Here is a 21,322-nt window from a genome sequence, read left to right on the forward strand (position 1 = left end):
GCTGATTACCATGATTTTCTTTTTTTATTTTGAAAGATTTAAAAAGATTAGCGAAGATCAGAGCGGATATTATACGCTTTGATCTTCGCTAATCTTTTTATAATCAAAAAAATAAAATCATGGTAATCAGCATAATCAGTCTAATCGGGAGAAAGAAAATTTGCTCTATTACCCTGATTTTCCGGCAATAGTGTACAATGCCTCCCGGTAAGTATCTCCCACAGGGAGTTCCTGCTCGTCCAGGAAAACGCTGTTTTTCCGGATGGAGGTGATAGCGGCTACGGATATAATGTAGGATTTGTGAATGCGGATGAACTTTGCGGGTGGCAATTGTTCTTCCAGTCCTTTGATGCTCATTCTGGTAATAATGGGTCTGGTAGTGCTTTTGAGGTGTATTTTGATATAATCTTTTAAGCCTTCTATCCAGATGATATCTGAGAACACCACTTTTAATAAACTGTAATCTACGTTTACGAAGAAAAAGTCGGCTTGTTCTTTGTTTGTTTTGCTGCTGCTTTTCAGCTGATGCAGCTCCTGAGCCTTGTTGCAGGCTTTTATGAAACGCTCCAGGGATACTGGTTTCACAAGATAATCTGTTACATCCAGGTTAAAACCGTCCAGTGCATATTTTTCATAGGCGGTAATCAGTATCACGAGCGGTTTGCTGGCCAGTGATTGGAGGAACTGAAGACCGGTAAGGCCCGGCATTTGTATATCCAGGAAGATAAGATCCACTGTTTGTTGCCGTAATACTTCAATGGCCTCAAAAGCATTGTTGCATTTGCCAACCAGCTGCAGGTAGGGTACCTTGCTGATATTATCTTCCAGCAGATCCAGTGCTAATGGCTCATCATCTATGGCAATACACTTCATCATCAGTGGAGGTTTAATTGTAAGGATACTACAAACCAGTCATCTTTTTTATCTATCTGCAAAACATAATCATCTCCATACAGCAAATTTAAACGCCTTTTTACGTTGGACAAACCAATACCGCTGGTTTTATCTTTTATTTCTTCAGATATTTCATTGAATTTATTCCGCACGGAAAAAAATAATTTATCAGCGGAAGTATGCAACCTGATATCTATTTGCGCCTCGGAAATGAGACCGGTACCATGTTTGAAGGCATTCTCCACAAATGGTATCAGCAACATTGGTTCTATTTCATAATGATTCTCCAGTGCATCCAATGATACGTTGATGACTACGTTTTTTCCGAATCGCTGTTGCTGCAGATCGATATAACTTTGCAGGTATTCCATTTCTTTTTCCAGTGGCACTTTATCTTCATCTGCTTCATACAGCATGTAACGCATCAGGGAGGAAAGCTTTATCAGCGAAGGTTCCAGCACATCCGATTTTTTGCGGGCCAGCGACACCATGTTGTTCAGCACATTAAACATAAAATGAGGACTCACCTGTGAACGCAGTAATGATAGTTCTGTTTTCAGGTTTTCATTCTCACGTGCACTGATTTTTCTTTCCATCTTCATTTTATCTACAATCATCTGGAAAGCGGTGCTGGCACTGAGTATAAAGAAGAGGGAGAAAAAAATGAACAGGATAGTTGGTTTAATATCCATTGTTTCCTCGTGTAGCAATGTTTTGCCAAATCCCCAACGGGTAGCATACATAAAAAGAAAAACACCCAGTATGCAGCCTACGTATTTAAGTATCTTTTTTTTGTAGATCAATCGTGGAATCAGGTACCAGGCATTCAGGTAAAAAATGATAACAAGCTCCAGGTAGTAAATAGCCATGTAAATGCCCCAGATTTGCTTGTCGTTCATATGCTCATCGTTACGATGTTCGTATGAAGGGTGCAACAGGAACGGCAGCGATAAAAAAAATCCCCAGGCGAGCACGTGCCTGGCAATAATAGCCCATTTTTGATTATACCATTCCTCTTTCATGAGGGCAAATTAGGAATTTATACGCGTGCAGCGGAAATGTTGCGACGAACGAACATAATTGTACGACGAATCAGTGGAAGGAGAAACCCTTCCGGGATGCTGATCCCGGAAGGATTTTAATGAGATAACTTTCCTGCCATTAATTCCTGTATCCTGCCAGGACCAGTTATTACATTGGATTTCAGATCACTCAGTATAGAATATAATCCGAAATAAGTACGGTTTACGTATAGGCTATGGCGTGAGCCACGGGCTACTTTGGAATCACGGATTTCTTTCATGTTATACAGCTCATCCATGTAAGCGTATATTTCATTGAAATAAACCTCGTTGCCAAAGTCGAATGTTTCCAGCGTAAACGGGAGTGTAAGCAGATCAATCATATGCTGGAAGAGGCCGGAGAAGAAGGCTACTTCTTTGGGCGTATCGCTCGGATGGATCATTTCCAGGTTGGTATAGATCTCATGGCGGCGCTTTTCATCTTTTAATACTTCTTTATCTACCAACAGAAAATAATTGACATAAAAATCTTCCGGTATTTCTTTTACGCAACCAAAATCGAAGATGCCCACCTGTCCATCCGGGCGCATCAAAAAATTGCCGGGATGCGGATCAGCATGTACCTGTTTGAGGCTATGTACCTGGAATTGGTAGAAGTCCCACATAGCCTGACCTATCTTATCACGCACTTCCTGCGACGGATTGGTGAGCAGAAATTCTTTCAGGTGCTGCCCCTGCAGCCAGTCCATGGTAATGATCCTGTCTGATGATAACTCCGGATAGTAGCCGGGAAACAGCAGGTTAGGTATGTGTGCGCATGCGTGGGAGAGGTCTATGGAGCGTTTTAGTTCCAGTTTGTAATCTGTTTCTTCGAGTAGCTTGCTTTCAATTTCCTCGAAATACTTATCCATATCCACTTCATTCATGCCTACAATGCGGATAGCAAAAGGCTTTACAATGCGGAGGTCGGATTTAACACTGTTGGCAACACCGGGATATTGGATTTTTACTGCCAGGTTTTTACCGTCTTTGGAGGCTTTATGTACCTGGCCTATGGAAGCGGCATTGGATGCCTGCATTTCAAATTTATCGTACAGCTGTGACGGTGATTTACCTAATGTTTTCATGAAAGTATTCACTACCAGTGGCCCCGACAGCGGCGGTGCGCTGTATTGCGACATGGCAAATTTCTCCGTGTATGCCTTAGGTAACATGCCTTTGTCCATACTGAGCATCTGCGCTACTTTCAGAGCACTGCCCTTCAGGTTACTCAGTGTATTATAAATATCTGCGGCATTGTCCTGGTGGAGTTCTTCTTTGGTCGTAGAAGGGTCCATCAGTTTGCGCGTATAGTGTTTGATATAGTTGCTGCCTACCTTAAGTCCTGTCGTAACGAATTTCCCCGCCCTTTCCACCTTGGAAGTGGGTATATTGGATTGTTCTTTCATGATGGCTATTTCCGCGTAAAAATGAATTTTCCAAAGTCCAGCAAACTATCGAGCGTATTGGTTTTGATGAGCTGAAAGCTGAGGTTCACCGCCTTTTCAATAGCGGCGTCTGTCATTTCAAAGTTAGCACTGGTATCTTTCAGCCAGTATTTGAGTACAAAAAGCGCCTGTACCCAGAAGCCGTGTACATATTGATCAGAGATATATTTTCTTTCCTTGATTTCGCTGGATATATAACCTTCTTTAATAAGATCGCCTACATATTTATTGAAGGCATGGTGGAAGGTTTCCAGTTTATTGCGGTAGAAGTCCGGTAAACGGAAATGTTCGCGTTGCTGAAGCAGGTAGCTACGGTCTTCCTTCAGTTTTTGTACCCATAAAAAATAGAATGCCAGCAACTTTTCCTGTGCATTATATTGATGATAAGTTTCATCTGCATGTAATTGATCCAATGTGTTTTGGAAGATAGCTAACCAGATATCTTTTTCAATGGCTTCCAGGGAGCTGTATTCTTCATAGAAAGATGCCTCTGTTATATCCACGATTTTGCAGAGCGCATATACGGAAACGGGTGCTTTGCCGTTCTCCAGCCAGTACAATTTGTAAGCGTTGCGGATAAGGTGTTTGTCCATGAGTAAAAGTTTTACTATTGTTGAATAATCCCGTCCGGAGTGGGTATCCGAAGGTTAAATATGCGGGAGGTACAAATTTACGTCATGTGAAGTTATAAATAGCTTTTTATCCTGGCAGGAAATGTTAAAAAAGTCAGGATTTTTCCTTCATCACGGGCAGTAGCTGCAGTTCGTCAATTGCAGGCAAGAAGAGACAAAGTAGCACAATAAAAAAAACAAGTTATTGGTATTTCATAAATAAATATATCTTTGCATCCGAATTCCTTATTCATCACTTTTTAAATAGCAAGGAATCATGACAGAACGTACTCACATATCGCCCCTTTCGCTCATTGCCTAAACAGGCAAACGCAGTGTTTTTCCTTTTGTATTAAACAGGATTCGTACATGCATGGATGTTATACTTCCTGCTGCGCGCTTCGTTTGCTGTAAATGCTTATCTGTAGCCTGGTATAGGCTACCTGGAAGGGTATGTTCTTTACGCAAGAACAGCGATTTCCCCATTCTCAAATCTTATCAATATCATCATTACACAAACTGAATTTGTTTGTGCAGCTATTGTGCGCCCCAAAAGGTTGCGCAACAGGAAATATATCACCATTTATGGGCAGTATAAAAACAAAAGAACTAAGTAAAATAGGCTATACCAATGACACGGCAAGAAGTCTGGTGATCAACATCATCTCCAGGCATTTCAAGCATCATGACAAGGAAGCCATTATTCAATTATTAACAGCGATAAAAGCAGCTCCTGAAATGTATCGCGCAGATGAAATTGTAGGCAAAATAGCAGACACTTTTATGGATGAACCGGTGGAATGCAATTTCCAGTCGTACGATCTACTGGAAAAAACTGGACAACTGAAAGTCTATGGTGCCAAAGAGATAGAACGTTCCGCCAAACAGCAGATGGAGCTGGCTATGTCGCTGCCGGTAACCGTGCAGGGCGCTTTAATGCCTGATGCACATACCGGCTATGGCTTGCCTATTGGCGGCGTGCTGGCTACTGATAATGCGGTGTTACCATTTGCCGTAGGTGTAGACATTGGTTGCCGTATGGCATTAACTATTATTGATGAAGGAGAAAGTTTTTTAAAACGGTTTTCTCATCAGACAAAAGTGGCCTTAAAAGAATATACACACTTTGGTATGGAAGGCGGCCTGGAATTTTCTCAGGAGCATGAAGTGCTGGATAGTCCGGTGTTTCAGACCACAGCGCTGTTAAGAAAATTGCAGGCAAAAGCAGCAAGGCAACTGGGTTCATCTGGTAGTGGCAACCACTTTGTGGAGTTTGGTATCATTACATTAAAAGAAGACAATGCGCTGCAATTGCCACCAAAAAAATACCTGGCTTTGTTATCGCATTCGGGTAGCAGGGGACTGGGAGCTAATATTGCGCAGCATTACACCGGTATTGCCATGGACACCTGCAAATTGCCACGTTCCGCGCAGCAACTGGCCTGGTTGGATCTTAACAGTGAAGCCGGACAGGAATACTGGATGGGTATGACCCTCGCCGGTGATTATGCCAAAGCCTGTCATGATCGCATTCACACCAATCTGTTGAAGGCATTGGGTTTGCAGTCGCTGGCCAAAGTGGAAAACCACCACAATTTTGCATGGGAAGATACGCTGGCAGATGGCCGTAAGGTGATCATCCACCGCAAAGGTGCTACCCCGGCGCATGCCGGCGAAATGGGAATTATCCCTGGTAGCATGTGTACTGCTGCCTATCTCGTAATGGGCAAGGGGGTGGACCATGCGCTGTACTCTGCCTCCCATGGCGCAGGAAGAGCCATGAGCCGCAAAAGGGCCAAAGAAAATATGACGGTGTCTGGTCTGAAGAAAATGTTGGCCAATGCAGGCGTAACATTAATTGGTGGCAGCGTAGAAGAAAATCCGCTGGCGTATAAAGACATTGAAAAAGTGATCGGCGCACAGCAGGAATTAGTAGACATACAAGGCCGGTTTATGCCCGCTATTGTAAGAATGAATAAAGATTAATTTTTTATGGAACAGATAATTATACAAATAACTTCCGGACGGGGACCTGTAGAGTGTTGCAGGGTAGTGGCCAGGGTGCAGGAAAAAATGATGAAGCAGGCCAGACAGGCAAACATTATAATAGAGGTATTGGAAAATGTAAAAGGAGATATCAACGGTACGCTGCTCTCCGCCACATTGTTGGCGAAGGGCAGCAACCTCTCCGCTTTCATTAACGAGTGGCAGGGTACTATTCAATGGATTGCGCAAAGCCCTTATCGCCAGTTTCATAAACGTAAAAACTGGTTTGCCGGCGTAGCTGTATTTGATGTAAAAGCACAATTGCAGTGGAACCCCAAAGACGTTGTGCTGGAAACCTGCCGTGCATCAGGTCCTGGCGGACAACATGTGAATAAAGTAGAAACTGCTGTGCGTGGCACACATCAACCCAGTGGTTTACAGGTGTTAGCTATGGACAGCCGCTCACAGTTACAGAACAAACAATTGTGCCTGGAGCGCCTGGAAGCTAAGTTCCTGACCTGGCAGGCTGGTAAGCTGGTGAGTCAGCAGCAAAGCCAGTGGCAGGAGCATAATGTACTGGAGCGGGGAGGGGCAGTGAAAGTGATTAACGAAAGGTTGTGATATTGCCGGTATTATTTATGTAGGGTGATTCAACATAAAAATAATTTCATGTCGAATTTCGTGTCATTTTTCGACATGAAATTGTTTTCATGTTGAATTTTTAGCTTATTTTCGACATGAAAGTATTTGCAAATGGCACATAATAATATACCCTACAATGATTTGCCGGCATTGCCTCCGGCAGCTGATTTGAACACCATCCCTATATTGACCAATTTAGCAAGAGCTTCCCGGCATTTAGGAGAACTTAATGGCCTATGTGCATCTTTACCAGATCCTCACATGCTGATTAATACAATAGCATTGCAGGAGAGTAAGGATAGTTCCGCCATTGAAAATATTGTAACTACACAGGATGAACTTTATAAAGCTGCTTCAGAAGAAGAGACAACCACCAATCATGCTGCGAAAGAAGTATTAAACTATAGACAAGCATTATATGCAGGATTAGAGAAGATGCAAAGTCAGCAGCATTTGATACTCACCAATACATTAATCGACATTGTAAGAACAATCAAGCAGAATAATGCCGGCATTCGTAATACACCCGGAACAGCTATTAAAAATGCAATTACTGGTGCTACTGTTTATACTCCTCCTTCTGGAGAAGATGTTATAAGAGAGAAAATGTCCAGCCTTGAATTATTTATAAATGATCGGGATTTATCACCACTTGATCCATTAATAAAAATGGCATTAATCCACTATCAGTTTGAAGCAATACATCCTTTTTCTGATGGAAATGGTAGAACGGGAAGAATACTTAACGGTTTGTATTTAGTACAACAGCATATATTACCGCAGCCTATTCTATACCTGAGCGCTTATATAGTAAAACATAGATCTACCTATTACCAATTATTACAGGGAGTAACAGAGCAAAATAATTGGAACGATTGGGTGATGTTTATGCTTACTGCTTTGAGCGAAACAGCTCAAATGACTACAGAGAAAATCAGGCTTATTTTGTTTCTCATGTCGCAGATTGAGCAATCCATGAGAGTTACTCTTGGGAACTCTTTTAACTACGAGTTGTTAAAACTGATATTTAGTTTGCCTTATTTGAAAGTTGAAACATTGGTGGATAAAAAAATCGGACACCGACAAACGGCTGCTGCATGGTTAAAAAAGCTTGTAGAGAAAGATGTATTAAGAGCGCATAAAATAGGGAAAACAACATACTATGTTAACCACGCATTAATTGCACTTCTTAGCGCTTAAATTAAATAGTCTATATCTCCGGGTATTAAAAAGATAAAGCCTTAGTTAGTCGGTTTTTTGTAGGGTTGGAGTGGGGATTGTGTTACTGGTTATACAAAAGAAAAATATTTTTTAAGTTATAGGCTGTCTGTAGAAACCCTGTGGAAAAGGCTCCGGTATATTTGCCGGAGCTTTTTATTTTTTCGTCATATAGATTATGATTTTACATTTTTATTATTTACCTTGATTCGCAATAACTATTCATTAGACCAACATCTTTAGTATCGCAATAATTGATTAATTAGTATTGGGGTAAAGATGAATATGATTTTCAGTCAACCAGGAATTTAAAAAAATATACGTCATTATACAGTGGTGAACAGTGAGGAAAGCAATTTCTTCAATCATTACATTAAATGCATAATACCTGTAAATAAGCTGATAGCCGCCGCCGGCTATAGAGCATTATTTTGTCTTCACATTATTACTAATATGGCTTTCGTGTTTACATGAATCATTCTTCAGACATACAATTGGTTCAGCGATTAAAAGAAGGTGATGCCACAGCATACGATGCTTTGTTTATGAAGTATCATAAGCTGCTTTGCCTGAATGCTTATTGGTTCCTGCGCAACGAGCCGGAAGCAAATGATCTTGTGCAAACATTCTTCCTGGATATCTGGGATAAAAAACTATACTTGCATTTTAATGGAGATATCAAAGGATACCTGCACCAGGCTATTAAAAACCGTTGTTTGACTCAAATCAAAAAACAAAAGATGGAACGGGAAAATAAAGAGGCATTTACCCAATTGCAGGAAGATACCTGTATGGCTAACCCGGAAACATCACCAGATTATTACAAGCAATTACTTTCTACCTTAAATGATATGGCTACACAAAAAAGATCAGCCATACAAATGGTATATATACAGGGCAAACGATACCAGGAAGCGGCAGATGAAATGGGCATCAGTATCAATTCTTTCAAAACCCATCTGAAAAGGGGCTTGAAGGTATTACGGCATGCCATCAGTAATAAAGGGTATTAAAATAGTTAATGGGCTACGGCAGCACAACATGGAAACGTTAAAAGAGAAAATATTTGAATTATATATAGAACGTTTGTCAGGGAATCTCTCGGCAGAAGAGGAAGGGTATGTGCAGCAGATGCTGGAGCAGGATGCAGCCTTTAAAGCACAATGGCTTTCACTGGAGCAGGACGCAAAAACATTACATGTTAAGGATTACCTGGACAGCATCAATTCTGAAACAGCGCTCAATACAATAAAAGAAGGAAGAGAACGAAATGCACGGAACAGGGTAGTGATGATGAAAAAGGCCCTGGCTGCGGCTGCAGTACTATTAATCATTACCACCGGAAGTTATGTATTCTTTTTTCGTACGGCAACACCTGCTACAAAGTTTACCGCAGCTGCTTTACAAAAAAACAAACAGCCGGTGCGGCTCCTGCTCAGTCATGGCGAGACTGTTGAACTGAACAAAGACAGCAGCGCAAAAACAATCAATCTGCACAACGCCACGCTGACAGCCAGCAATGGTGCTTTACAATATACTTCAGCAGATACCATGCAGAATACGTTAGAAGTACCTGCGGGGGAAAACTATAAATTAACTTTATCGGACGGTACAGAAGTATGGCTGAATGCCGCTACACAACTGCGTTTCCCTTTCCATTTCGGGGTGGCTGCCAGGGAAGTATATGTAGAAGGGGAAGCTTATTTTAAAGTAGCGAAGGATGCGCAACATCCTTTTACTGTGCATACCACGCTTACCAGTGTGCAGGTATTGGGCACCTCTTTTAATATCAATACTTACCACACCGGCACTGTACAAACGGCGCTGGTAGAAGGAAGTGTAGTTACTATGGGCAAACATGGCGAAAAAGAAGCACTTCGCCCCGGATACAAGGCAGACTACGAGGCGGCGCAAGGATTCACTACCAATCATTTTGATGAAGAGGATGTATTATCCTGGCGTAATGGCGTGTACTATTATCATAAAATGTCACTAACAGCATTGATAGAAGAAGCTTCCCGTTTTTACGGTGTCCGCTTTGTGCTGGATAAAGATAAATTTGCCGGCAGATTCGTTACCGGATTAATGGACAGAAACAGGTTGAACGACTTTTTATCTGATCTTAAAACCACTGCCCACATTGAATATCAGTTATCTGGTCATGAGATAACGCTAAAATAAATAATTACGAATTACGAATTGCGAATTACGGTTAGGAGCGAAGATCGCGCTGGCCTGTAATTCGCAATTCGTAATTATTTTATGCGGGTCTGAAAAAAAACTTCACTCCACTTGTCACCCGTTTTTATAAAAGCGATGTAGTTATGTTGAAAAGCATTTGTGAATGCCATTTGCTGTACAATCATTTTAACTTGTAAACAATTCCCGAATGAGAAAAAGTATACGCCACTGCCAACTGGCTATGCGAAGAGTGGTACGCTTACTTGTGCTATGCAGCCTTGTATGTACTTCATTTTTCACTGTGCAGGCACAAACGCCGGAGCCCTCGTTACAATCAATTGTAACCGTAACAGGAAATGATGTATCGCTGCTGCAGATTTTCAGGGCTATCAAAAAACAGACTGGTCTTACACTGGTTTACAGCAACCAGTTGCTGAACGACGGGGAAAAAGTGACGCTCAACTTTCAACAAACAAAACTGGACGATGTATTGGCTTTTATTTTTAAGAATAAAAATATCAGCTACGTGATACAACGTAACCGTATTGTATTGGACAAAAAGGAAGCAGTACATGAATCTGCTACTTCTATTGCACCGGCTGAAAAAAAGGTGGATTGGCTGATCAGGGGCCTGGTAATGGATGCCGATGGTAATCCTTTACCTGGCGCCACTATTGCAGTCAAAGACACAAAGAAAGGTACTGTTACAGATGTGATGGGTGTTTTTTCTATCAATGCCAATAAGGATGATATCCTGAAAGTAGGGATGATGGGAATGAATACCGAGGAAATAAAGGTGGTGAATCAGAAAACACTGAAGGTGAGCTTAACTGCAAAAGTAGATAAGCTCAATGAAGTAGTGGTAGTAGGATTTGGCAGTCAGAAGAAAATAACGGTAACAGGTGCGGTGTCCACAGTGAATATGGCAGATATGCAAACACCGGTACGCAGTTTAACCAATGCACTGGTAGGTAAGGTAGCCGGCGTAATATCTATGCAAAGCGGCGGCGGTGAGCCGGGTTATGATAACCCGAATTTCACCATCCGTGGTATTGGTACTTTTACGGGTAGTGCTTCTCCGCTGATTATTGTGGACGGTGTACAACGGGATGATGTAAACAGCTCTTTTGGCGGTGCTTTTAATAATATAGATCCGGAAGATATTCAAAGCATCTCCCTGTTGAAAGATGCCTCTGCTACAGCTGTGTATGGCGCAAAAGGCGCTAACGGTGTGTTGATCATTACTACCAGGAAGGGCGTGGCTGGTAAGCCAAAAGTATCTGCCAAAGCAGAAACAGGTTTCAGTGGTTTAACCAAGCTGCCCCAGATGCTGGATGGTGTTAATTATATGAAATTATATAATGAAGCACAGGTGAATATGGGGAATCAACCGGTATACTCCGATGAAACAATCAGGAAAACTGCCAGTGGATTAGACCCTTATCTGTATCCGAATGTAAACTGGATCAAGACTATTTATAAAGACTGGGCAGCTATGGCAAATGCCAATGTAAATGTAAGCGGTGGTGGAGAAGCTATGCGCTATTACGTGTCTATGTCGTTTTATAATCAGGACGGACAATACAAGGTGTCTGACATCAAATACAATCCCAATCTTAATTTCAAAAGATATGATTTCAGGAGTAATGTAGATCTGAATATCACCAAAACAACATTGCTTTCCCTCAATCTGGCTTCTATGCTGGTAAACAGTCGTTTTCCAGGCAACTCTGCCAAAAATATCTGGTACGCTACCTATGGTACCAACCCTATTTCTTTTCCCGTTTCATATCCTGATGGTAAATGGGCTGGTCCGGTAAATAATGGCGGCTCCAATCCTTTTAACCTGGTACAGAATGCAGGTTACAGCACAGAGTTTAAGCCATCTATTCAATCTGTATTATCCCTGAATCAGAAATTGGATGCGTTTACAGAAGGACTGAGTGCCACCGCCCGTTTTTCTTTTGATACATATGGCGAATTTGATAACAGCAGGAAGGGTGATAATGATCTCTGGTATGCTCCGGCCAGAAATGAAAATGGCAGCCTGTTGTATAACCAGACAAGGACCGGTGGTACCTATCTGAACTATGGCTCTTCTTCTTCAGGAGAACGTATGATGTACCTGGAAGGTAACCTGAGTTATGATCGCAGCTTTGGTAAACATAACTTCGGAGGTTTGCTGGTAGGTAGTATAAGAAACAGACTATATGGCTCTGCCGGCGATCTGAAACATTCTATTCCCTATCGCAGTCAAAGTGGTGCAGCCAGGGCTACTTATTCCTACATGGATAAATATCTCGCTGAAATAAATATGGGAGCTACCGGATCTGAAAATTTTGATAAGGGCAAAAGATGGGGTTACTTTCCTGCAGGATCTGTAGGTTGGGTAATTTCCAAAGAGGATTTCTTTCAGCCACTGGCGCATGTTTTCAATCTCCTGAAGATCAGGGGCTCCTATGGTATGACAGGTAATGACCTGATTGGCGGCAACGACAGGTTTGGATATCTTACTTATTATTCAACAGGTGCTAGCGGCGTTTCTTTCGGTAGTTCCGGTACGCCTAACTATATCCCGGGAATTGCAACAGAAGTAATTGGTACGGAAAATTTAACCTGGGAAAAATCAACCAAAACAGATATCGGCCTGGAAGTAGGCCTCTGGAATAAACTGAGCCTGGTAGTAGATGCCTTTCAGGATAAAAGAAGTGCCATCCTGGTGCCGCGCAGATCTATTTCGCCTATCGGCGGATATGCCTCTACAAGCATTTATGGCAACATAGGAAATATGATTAATAAAGGTATCGACGCAAGTCTTGAATATACAGATCACATAGGAAAAGACATTACAATTCGTTTATTCGGTAACGTTACCTATGCCAGAAATAAAATCCTTTACGCAGATAACCCTATAGCAATTTATGCTTACCAGCAACAGGAAGGACACAAGTTTGGTGAGTTCTACGGCTACCAAAGCCTGGGGCTGTTCACCAGCCAGGCCGATGTGGAAAAAAGCCCTACGCAATCCAGAATAATTTATCCCGGTGATGTGAAGTATGCGGATTTAAACCATGATGGAAAAATAGATGGCAGTGATCAGACCTATCTTGGAAAATCCAGCTTCCCTGCATGGTCATATGGTTTTGGTTTTAACCTGGGATATAAAAAATTTGAGCTCTCCGCAATTTTTGCAGGTGTGGCAGATGTAGGTATTATGGCCAATGGTACAGATGTAGCCGTGGATGGCGCAGGTGCACCAGGTGTAGGTATTGTTCCCTTTGCAGGTATGGGACAGTATCCTGCCAGTGTGATCGATGATATTATGAACAGGTGGACACCTGAACACCCGAATCAGAATGTACACTACCCAAGAATTACGGTGGCTAATACAGGTGATAATAACTATGTGAACAGCAGCTGGTGGATAAGAGATGGTAGTTTTATGCGGCTGAAACAGGCTACCCTAAGTTATTCCTTCATCACACCAGGTATGAAACGGAAGGGTGTCAGCAGCCTGCAGGTATACACCTCTACCACCAACATGCTCACCTTCTCGAAGTTTAAATTATGGGATCCCGAATTAGGTAATAATTCGGCTAAGTATCCATATCCAAAAACAGTCACCCTGGGTGTAAGAGCGCAATTTTAATCAAGACAAAAATGATCATGTTATGACCAGATATAAATACCTGTTACTTTTTTTTATTGGTATTGTTTCCATTACGCTGGTATCCTGTAGTAAATACCTGGATAAAAAGCCCGACAACCTTTTAACAGAAGACCAGATATGGCAAACAAGAGCTAACGCAGAAGGCTATCTGAGCAATATTTACAGCGCCAGACAGGGCGGAGGCGACTATGCCAATATTGGTGCCTCTGATGAAATATCCGTTTCTATTCCTGGTACCTTTGTAAGATATATGGTGGGTGGCAACTGGAGCCCTTCTGATTGGTACTATTATAACTGGGGTGGTTATTATACCGCTATCAGGGAGTCTTATATTTTTGAACAGAATATAGACAAAGTACCGGCCGACCAATTAAGTGGAGAGCTGAAGACACAATACAAATCGGAAAACCTTTTTCTGCGTGGCTATTTTTACTGGATGTTGTTAAGACAATATGGTCCTTTTGTAAAGGTAACCGGAACCATCAGCCAGAACGCAGATTATAATAAATACCCGAGAGCACCTTTTGATACCTGCGTGGCATTTATCAATGAACTCATGGATAGGGCAGGAGCAGGATTGCCCTTTGTATGGAGTTCTTCCGGTAACAATGGCCGGGCTACCAGGGGCGCTTGCCTGGCAGTAAAGGAAAAGGTAGCTCAACTGGCTGCCAGCCCTTTATGGAATGGTAATCCTAACTTCGCCGGTTTCAAAAATCAGGATGGAACTCCGCTGGCGCCTGCAGGTTATGACCAGCATAAATGGAAGATTGCAGCAGATGCAGCAAAAGCTATTATTGACTCTAATCAGTATAAACTGTTTACCAACCTTGATAACGGTGGTGGAGCATTCGATCCTTATCTTTCTGTGCGCGATTTATTCCTCACTACCTGGAATAGCGAAATTATTCTGGCTACTATGAACTGGAGCCGCTGGGGTTACACCATATGCAGTACTCCTGGCCCGGCCGGTTATAATTTGTATAACGCCACACAAAATGTGGTGGATGCTTTCAGCATGAAAAATGGCAAAACAATTGACGATCCTGCATCCCAATATGTGGAAACAGGATTTGCAGCATCCAATGGCGATAATTACTGGGAGCAGAAGAAAGGCGACTGGAACATGTACGCCAACCGTGAACCAAGGTTTTATGCTTATATCGGTTACAATGGTCGCCCGGTTGTACCTGCAGTGTCTGTAGATGATAAAAACTATTTTTCTTCCGACAACAATAAGGATGGCACCGGCAGACAGGAGCTTTATTATAGCGGAAAAGCCGGCATGAAAGGACAGGGAAGCAGTATTACCACCGGTTATCTGCCTACTAAAATGATCAGCCCGAGCGACAACCTCAGAAGCATGTCCAGCGGAGCTTACCGTTCTCCGTATATCCTTATCCGTTATGCAGAAATATTAATGGATTATGTAGAAGCGTTAAATGAATATGATCCGGGAAATGCAAACATTGTTACTTATCTCAATATGGTAAGAACCCGTGCAGGCCTGCCTGGTATTGAAACCGTATATCCTGCCGCTGTAGGTAACCAGGACCTGATGAGAAAATACATACTGAGAGAAAGACAAGTAGAGTTTTGTTTTGAAAGTGATCGTTATTATACACTGATACGCCGGCTCCTGTTGGGCAAGCCCGAAAACCAGACGATATATGGTATGAATATAAATGCCAATGATAACGGACTTGGATTTTCTTTCACCGGCTTTTATCAAAGAACACTTTTTCAGAAAAGAATTTGGGATAATAAAATGTACCTGTTCCCTATTCAGCAGCTGGACCTGGAAAGAGACAGGGCATTAGTGCAGAACCCAGGCTGGTAATAATTTTTTTTATTCAATTCTTAACTAACTGCTATGATCAGGCCACTGAATTCATATATACTTACAGGTTGTCTTTTTATAACAACCGTATTTGCCGGTTGTAAAAAAGACAATGATTTAAAACATGCCGACGGTACGCCCGTTTTGATTTCGGATTTCACACCCACAACTGGCGGCGGCACTACAGAAATATTGATCACGGGTGATAATTTTTCGACAGATACCACCAATATAAAAGTGACCATTAATGGTAAACGTTGCACTATTGTAGGCGCCAACACCAAACAGCTGATGGTGGTGGTGCCTAAAAGGTGCGGCTCTGGCAATCTTGTGGTAACAATAGGAAAGGACAGTGTGATCAGTAGCACTCCTTTCACCTATGTATTTACCAGAACAGTCAGCACACTGGCCGGAAATGGTACAGCGGGATTTTCAGATGGAAAAGGAACAGAAGCAATGTTTAATTTTAACGGGCAGGCCTGGTACAGAAGTATGGGTATTACCACCGATGATAAAGGGAATGTATTTGTTGCTGATCCGGGTAATGCCTGTATCCGTAAAATAGATAGTGCCGGTAATGTATCTGTCCTGGCAGGAAGCCCCGGTAACTCAGGGTATGCCGACGGAAAAGGTGCTGCTGCAAGATTCAGTCTCCCTTATAGCGTAGCCACCGATGCGCAGGGCAATGTGTATTCAGTTGATCCGGGTAATTATGATATCCGCAAAATTACACCAGATGGAACAGCTACCACCATTGGTTTTGGTAAACAGTCACCCTGGAGTGTAGCGATAGATAGATCAACCGGCAATTTATATTATACCAGTTGTGATCCATCCGGTAATATTTATTTACTCAAAGATGGAGTTCATACTGCTGTTATTTCGGGACTGGTTTATCCGGCAGGTATTGATTTTGACAAGACCGGTAATCTTTATGTATCAGGTAACGGCACACAAACGATTACACAATTTAAGGCGGGCACCTGGGCGCCAACTGTTATTGCAGGTCAGGCCGGAACTGCAGGGTATCTCAACGGTGTTGGTACTGCCGCAAAATTTTCATACCCATGGGGGCTTGCTGTGGATAATGACGGCAATGTATACATAGCCGGTAATGGTACCTGGGACGGTAGCCCCAATAATGCTGATCAGAGTATCCGTATGGTCAGCGCCAATACCTGGAATGTTATAACCTATGCTGGTAGTGGTACAGCAGGATTTACAGATGGCATCGGTGAAGCTGCTGCTTTCAAAGGCCCTACCGGTGTTACAGTAGACAAAAATGGTATTGTATATGTGATCGATAAAAACAATAACAGGATCAGGAAGATAGTTTCAGAATAAATCTATATGCAAACCCGGGGCAGCAGTACATTGTACTGCTGCCTTATATTTTTTTATTTATGTTAAACAGGAACATGTACATTTTTTTATTGGCACTGCTTACAGGCGCCTGTAGTAAGGGTAGTACCTCCATACCCGCTACCGATATGACTAAAACGCATACTTATTATGTAGCTGTTTCCGGCAGCGATGTCGCCGACGGAGCCATCGGAACACCATTACGCAGCATCAACACTGCGCTGGGCAAAGCTATCCCCGGCGATAGTGTTATAGTAAGGGCCGGTAACTATTATGAAAAAGTAGTGTTCCCTCATTCAGGCCGCCTCGAAAAATTAATTACCCTCAAAGCATATTCCGGTGAAAAAGCAGTGATTGATGGTACAGGTTTGTCTGTTAGCGGTAAAGAGTCGCTGGTCAGCATCAGCAATGCCAGTTATGTAGTACTGGAAGGTTTTGATATCTGCAATTTAAAAAGCAGCACTGCGTGGGGCAATGTAAATGGTGTAACGGCAGATGCAGGCTCCGGCAATATCATCATCCGGAAAAATAAAATTTATAACATCGAACATAATGTTCTCCCTTCCGAAGGAAGAAGCGGACACGGTATAGAAATATTAGGTAACACCAACGATGTGATGAAAAATATCCTGGTAGAGGACAATGAAATTCATGATACCAAAACAGGCTACAGTGAAAACCTGACCATCAACGGTTATGTAGATGGATTCACCATTCGCAGAAATAAAATTTACAATACAGAAAACATTGGTATTGATGCTGCCGGCGGTTATGCCGCTAATAGTAACCCGGCATATAACTATGCACGCAATGGGGTGATTAGTGATAATGAATTATATAACATCGACATGACACGCGGTCCTGTAGGCAGCACTACCGGGCATGGTGCTATTGGTATTTATGTAGATGGTGCCCGGAATATTACTGTAGAAAGAAATATCATACACGAAGCCGACAGGGGAATCGGCATTGTAAGCGAAAATAACGCGTATCCTACCAGCAATTGTATTGTAAGAAATAATTTTGTGTATAACTGCTGGCGCACCGGCATCTACCTGGGAGGCTATCTGGGATACACTTCCGGTGGTACCCGTAACTGCTATGTAGTAAACAATACTTTGTTTTATAACAATAAAGGATTGGGTGCTTTTGATGAAATTGAAGGAGAGATCAGGCTCACCGAGCTATGCTTTGATAATGTGATCAAAAATAATATCGTATATGCGCGACCGGTAGATGTGTTTGTACATAAATATACCAACTCCGGTTCCGGTAATGTGATAGATAATAATCTCTTTTTTACAACCGGCGCACCACAGTGGATTTGGGGCAGCACGAGGGATAGCATTACTGATTTTAATAAATGGAAAACGGCATCTGCCGGCGACAGTAATTCTACTTATGGTGTAGATCCTTTATTGATGAGTATTACAGCACCTGATTTGCATATACAGTCCAACTCATCGGCTAAAAATACAGGTGTTATTATTTCTTCGGAAGTGAATGGCAGTACAGATATAGATGGTAATGCCCGTATTGTAAACAATAAGATCAATAAGGGAGCGCACCAGGTGAAATAATTATTCTTTAATTCCTCTTACCATCCATACAATCAGCAGTCCGCAAATAGCCATGATAGCAAAGGACGAACGTAAACTAGTGGCTTGTGCCACAAAACCGATTAATGGAGGAACTACTAAAAACCCGAGATAACCAATAGTAGAAATGGAAGCCAGCGTTTGTCCGCTGTTGGCACTTTTTGATTTGCCAGCCAGACTGAATACCAGAGGCACTACACAGGCAACGCCTAAACCGGCAAATATAAAGCCGATGCCCGCTGTAACGGGATAGGGGAATGTAATGGTCAGCAGTAAGCCGGTGAGGATGAACCAGCCGCTGTATTGCAGCATGGTTTTAATACCCAGCTTTTTTACCAGTCTGTCGCCGGCAAATCGACCAATAGTCATGGCTACCATGTATATTACGAATGCCGCCACAGCTGTAGGTTTGGTGGTATGCACTACTTTTTCGAAATACAACCCGCTCCAGTCATACATTGTATTTTCTGTAGCCATGCAGGCAAAACAAATGAGCGAGTATTTTAGTAATGATTTATCCGGGAGAGAAAAAGGGGGCTTTTTTATGGTTTCTATTACCGGTTGATCCGGGAATGTTTTGGGATAGTAGTAAATCGTAAATACCAGCAACAATACACTGATAAGTAACAGGTGATAAGAAGGTGCAATATTCATGGATACCATCAGGTAGCCGATAGCAGCGCCTGTGAAGCCCGCCACGCTCCAGATGCCATGGAAGGTGGTCATAATGGATTGCGGATAAAGATGCTGTACCTGTACCGCCTGTGCGTTCATAGACAGGTTCAGCAGGTTACGTGCAGATCCGAAACAAAATAATACCAGCGCCAGTTGCCATACACTGGTGGTAAAACCAGGGAGGCTCAGCACCAGGTTAAAGAGCAGTGCTCCAAAGATCATGATCTTCCGGCTGCTGAAATTGCCCAACAACTTGCCGGTAACAGGCATGGTAAGCATCAGGCCTATTGGCAGGGCAAACAATACACCACCCAGCTGCGCTTCGTTCAGATGCAATTGCTGTTGAATAGAAGGTATCCTGGATGCCCAGGAAGAGTAACCCAGACCGGAGATAAAAAAGAATACAGATGTGGCTATTCTGTATTGTCTGGCATCGGTTCCTTTATGAATATCTGCTAACATTTTCAACTATACACATCCCTTTTGTGGCCATGAAGAGGACAAAATTAGACAAATATCGTCGAAAATTTTAGTGATGTCCCAGCCTGGCCATGGCCCGTACCGGGAAGGTGCCTGCCCCTTTGAATTTGGGTGGAACAGCACTGAAAGTAAACCCATCCTGCGGTAAAACTTCCAGGTTACACATATGCTCTACTATTAATATTTCCGCGCCCAGCAGGATACTATAATTTATACGCTCAATGCTCCTTCGTTTATTGCTACAAACTCATCTAACGGAGAAGCACATACGGAACAACAATAATCTGCCGGTAATGCAGTAAACAAAGTACCCGGTGTAACCTGTTGTTCTACATCTCCCGTCATTTCATCATATACCGTAAAGCATTGCCGGCATTGATATACCTGCCTTTCTGGTACGGTAATACTGATCAGGGATTGTTGTTCTGTTACATAGTTTTGCAGCACATCTGCTTCACTTTTCTGTTCATAAAAAGCTTTGCATAAGGCTACAATATAAGGTCCCAGGTGTTCCTTGGATACACCTTCTCTGTATAATAATAATTGGGAAGAGTTGGCATTGTAATCTGCAGTGTACAATATGTCGTAACGCTGCATGTACTTTAGTTTGCTGCCATGTTTATTCTCCTGCTTTTTAATAACTACTGTTCCAAATAAGCTGGCGGGACGTTGAACCCGAACGCTGAAGCACAGCCCATAAGTACGCACATCTTCTGTATCAAAATAACGGATGATATGACGTTTCAGAATTAGCCCATCTTCGCAATCATCTTCTACCTGCCAGTTCAATTCATTGGCAGCATGTCGCACATTGATGGCATGTTTACCCAGTACATAATCCCATAACGGGCGGTGGATAACATCAATGTTTTTAATGATGAGCGATTTCCAGGGAGTTGTATATAGCTGACCCGTGCGGGTTTCCAGGCAGATAGCACATACGTCTTTCAAAAATGGAATGGAAAAATATTCATCACGACGATAGATACCCAGCCAGTAATTGTTATCATATTTATTAAAGCCTTCATAGTAGGGTAAATGAAACGCTGGTAAATCCAGTTCCTTTTCTTTCACGCGACTGATATAAGGCAACGTTTGTTTTACCAGCGTATACAATGTTTCAGGCAATGTGTCATTACTCAGCAACGTTTCTGCTAACTTACTCACCGCAGCAATGTTGTTGGTATAAATGAGCTCCGGCCATGAAAACAGCTGCTGACTGCCGGGAATACGCACATACAGATGCCAGTAGTGAAGATAGGGAGAAGAGATCCAGTTGATATGTCCTGTGAATAATGGTACAAAAGTTTGCTTACTGTCGCAGATATTTATTTTAAGCTGTGGCGTATAATCAAACAGATCGAAAACATCTTTATATATTCCTTCACTTAGCCAGCTGTTTTGTATAAAGATGCCAGCTGCTGCGTAAGAGCTGATAATATTAGGGGTGTTGGAGAGATGGATTTGCTGTGATACACAATCCTGTTTGAACTGCGATAAATGTTTCTCCGGTATGTCCAGTAATAATTGTTGACGCAAGCCAAAACGTACATGGGTGGCTTGTGCGGCGGTAGCTATGGTTAAGAGTTCCAGCAGATGACCAGGCGATATAATGCCGCCGGTGAAATTGTAATAAAGTGTATGCGTATGTTTTGCCAT

16 protein-coding genes are annotated in these 21,322 nt (G+C 42.4%); 9 read left to right on the forward strand and 7 right to left on the reverse strand.

Annotated elements, in window-relative coordinates; translation table 11 throughout:
• Positions 1-168: 168 nt before the first annotated feature.
• The 5 genes from CLV51_RS12045 to CLV51_RS29105 form a co-directional block, all read right to left on the reverse strand.
• Positions 169-876 carry a LytR/AlgR family response regulator transcription factor gene (locus CLV51_RS12045; RefSeq protein ID WP_245898687.1) on the reverse strand — a complete coding sequence of 236 codons (708 nt, stop codon included), beginning with the start codon at positions 874-876 and terminating at the stop codon, positions 169-171.
• Entirely contained in the window at positions 876-1,916 is a 1,041-nt protein-coding gene (locus CLV51_RS12050) for a sensor histidine kinase (RefSeq protein ID WP_106528277.1), read from the reverse strand. Before CLV51_RS12050 ends, CLV51_RS12045 begins: the two co-directional genes overlap by 1 nt.
• A 116-nt stretch (positions 1,917-2,032) precedes the next feature.
• On the reverse strand, positions 2,033-3,364 hold the full coding sequence (locus CLV51_RS12055) for an ABC1 kinase family protein (protein WP_106528278.1): 1,332 nt from the start codon (positions 3,362-3,364) through the stop codon (positions 2,033-2,035).
• A gap of 5 nt (positions 3,365-3,369) precedes the next feature.
• Positions 3,370-3,996, reverse strand: a complete 627-nt coding sequence (locus CLV51_RS12060) for a TetR/AcrR family transcriptional regulator (protein ID WP_106528279.1) — start codon at positions 3,994-3,996, stop codon at positions 3,370-3,372.
• Positions 3,997-4,332: 336 nt separating this feature from the next.
• Positions 4,333-4,482, reverse strand: coding sequence for a hypothetical protein (locus tag CLV51_RS29105; protein WP_158266983.1), 150 nt, complete (start codon positions 4,480-4,482; stop codon positions 4,333-4,335).
• 117 nt (positions 4,483-4,599) lie between these two features.
• Here CLV51_RS29105 and CLV51_RS12065 point away from each other — a divergent pair, with 117 nt between their 5' ends.
• From CLV51_RS12065 to CLV51_RS12105, 9 genes are all read left to right on the forward strand, one after another.
• Positions 4,600-6,000 carry an RtcB family protein gene (locus CLV51_RS12065; protein WP_106528280.1) on the forward strand — a complete coding sequence of 467 codons (1,401 nt, stop codon included), beginning with the start codon at positions 4,600-4,602 and terminating at the stop codon, positions 5,998-6,000.
• Positions 6,001-6,006: 6 nt separating this feature from the next.
• Positions 6,007-6,621, forward strand: coding sequence for a peptide chain release factor H (gene prfH, locus CLV51_RS12070; protein WP_106528281.1), 615 nt, complete (start codon positions 6,007-6,009; stop codon positions 6,619-6,621).
• A 132-nt stretch (positions 6,622-6,753) separates the two neighbouring features.
• Positions 6,754-7,842: a Fic family protein gene (locus CLV51_RS12075; protein WP_106528282.1), complete on the forward strand. Its 1,089-nt coding sequence runs from the start codon at positions 6,754-6,756 to the stop codon at positions 7,840-7,842.
• A gap of 488 nt (positions 7,843-8,330) precedes the next feature.
• Entirely contained in the window at positions 8,331-8,873 is a 543-nt protein-coding gene (locus tag CLV51_RS12080; RefSeq protein ID WP_106528283.1) for an RNA polymerase sigma factor, read from the forward strand.
• Complete coding sequence (locus CLV51_RS12085; protein ID WP_106528284.1) at positions 8,848-10,041, forward strand: FecR family protein; 1,194 nt, start codon at positions 8,848-8,850, stop codon at positions 10,039-10,041. The genes CLV51_RS12080 and CLV51_RS12085 overlap by 26 nt, the downstream gene beginning before the upstream one ends.
• A 208-nt stretch (positions 10,042-10,249) precedes the next feature.
• Positions 10,250-13,690 carry a TonB-dependent receptor gene (locus CLV51_RS12090; RefSeq protein WP_106528285.1) on the forward strand — a complete coding sequence of 1,147 codons (3,441 nt, stop codon included), beginning with the start codon at positions 10,250-10,252 and terminating at the stop codon, positions 13,688-13,690.
• A 22-nt stretch (positions 13,691-13,712) separates the two neighbouring features.
• Positions 13,713-15,548, forward strand: coding sequence for a RagB/SusD family nutrient uptake outer membrane protein (locus CLV51_RS12095; RefSeq protein WP_106528286.1), 1,836 nt, complete (start codon positions 13,713-13,715; stop codon positions 15,546-15,548).
• A gap of 33 nt (positions 15,549-15,581) precedes the next feature.
• A complete protein-coding gene (locus CLV51_RS12100; protein ID WP_106528287.1) occupies positions 15,582-16,892 on the forward strand; it encodes an IPT/TIG domain-containing protein in 1,311 nt (436 codons plus the stop codon).
• A 74-nt stretch (positions 16,893-16,966) separates the two neighbouring features.
• A complete protein-coding gene (locus tag CLV51_RS12105; RefSeq protein WP_245898688.1) occupies positions 16,967-18,490 on the forward strand; it encodes a right-handed parallel beta-helix repeat-containing protein in 1,524 nt (507 codons plus the stop codon).
• Here CLV51_RS12105 and CLV51_RS12110 read toward each other — a convergent pair whose 3' ends face one another.
• Positions 18,491-19,645: an MFS transporter gene (locus CLV51_RS12110; RefSeq protein WP_106528289.1), complete on the reverse strand. Its 1,155-nt coding sequence runs from the start codon at positions 19,643-19,645 to the stop codon at positions 18,491-18,493. It abuts the gene before it with no gap.
• Positions 19,646-19,873: 228 nt separating this feature from the next.
• Positions 19,874-21,322, reverse strand: coding sequence for a rubredoxin (locus tag CLV51_RS12120; protein ID WP_106528290.1), 1,449 nt, complete (start codon positions 21,320-21,322; stop codon positions 19,874-19,876).

Source organism: Chitinophaga niastensis (assembly GCF_003014755.1).
GTDB classification, from domain to species: Bacteria; Bacteroidota; Bacteroidia; order Chitinophagales; family Chitinophagaceae; genus Chitinophaga; species Chitinophaga niastensis.

What these genes read in the sequence shown, in the direction of transcription:
- CLV51_RS12080 (WP_106528283.1), top strand. Translation starts at nt 8,331, where the DNA reads ATGAATCATTCTTCAGACATACAATTGGTTCAGCGATTAAAAGAAGGT.
- CLV51_RS12105 (WP_245898688.1), top strand. Translation starts at nt 16,967, where the DNA reads ATGTACATTTTTTTATTGGCACTGCTTACAGGCGCCTGTAGTAAGGGT.
- CLV51_RS12110 (WP_106528289.1), bottom strand. Translation starts at nt 19,645, where the DNA reads ATGTTAGCAGATATTCATAAAGGAACCGATGCCAGACAATACAGAATA.
- CLV51_RS12120 (WP_106528290.1), bottom strand. Translation starts at nt 21,322, where the DNA reads ATGGCAAAACATACGCATACACTTTATTACAATTTCACCGGCGGCATT.
- CLV51_RS12050 (WP_106528277.1), bottom strand. Translation starts at nt 1,916, where the DNA reads ATGAAAGAGGAATGGTATAATCAAAAATGGGCTATTATTGCCAGGCAC.
- CLV51_RS12090 (WP_106528285.1), top strand. Translation starts at nt 10,250, where the DNA reads ATGAGAAAAAGTATACGCCACTGCCAACTGGCTATGCGAAGAGTGGTA.
- CLV51_RS12075 (WP_106528282.1), top strand. Translation starts at nt 6,754, where the DNA reads ATGGCACATAATAATATACCCTACAATGATTTGCCGGCATTGCCTCCG.
- CLV51_RS12100 (WP_106528287.1), top strand. Translation starts at nt 15,582, where the DNA reads ATGATCAGGCCACTGAATTCATATATACTTACAGGTTGTCTTTTTATA.
- CLV51_RS12060 (WP_106528279.1), bottom strand. Translation starts at nt 3,996, where the DNA reads ATGGACAAACACCTTATCCGCAACGCTTACAAATTGTACTGGCTGGAG.
- CLV51_RS12095 (WP_106528286.1), top strand. Translation starts at nt 13,713, where the DNA reads ATGACCAGATATAAATACCTGTTACTTTTTTTTATTGGTATTGTTTCC.
- CLV51_RS12085 (WP_106528284.1), top strand. Translation starts at nt 8,848, where the DNA reads ATGCCATCAGTAATAAAGGGTATTAAAATAGTTAATGGGCTACGGCAG.
- CLV51_RS12055 (WP_106528278.1), bottom strand. Translation starts at nt 3,364, where the DNA reads ATGAAAGAACAATCCAATATACCCACTTCCAAGGTGGAAAGGGCGGGG.
- CLV51_RS12045 (WP_245898687.1), bottom strand. Translation starts at nt 876, where the DNA reads ATGATGAAGTGTATTGCCATAGATGATGAGCCATTAGCACTGGATCTG.
- CLV51_RS12065 (WP_106528280.1), top strand. Translation starts at nt 4,600, where the DNA reads ATGGGCAGTATAAAAACAAAAGAACTAAGTAAAATAGGCTATACCAAT.
- prfH (WP_106528281.1), top strand. Translation starts at nt 6,007, where the DNA reads ATGGAACAGATAATTATACAAATAACTTCCGGACGGGGACCTGTAGAG.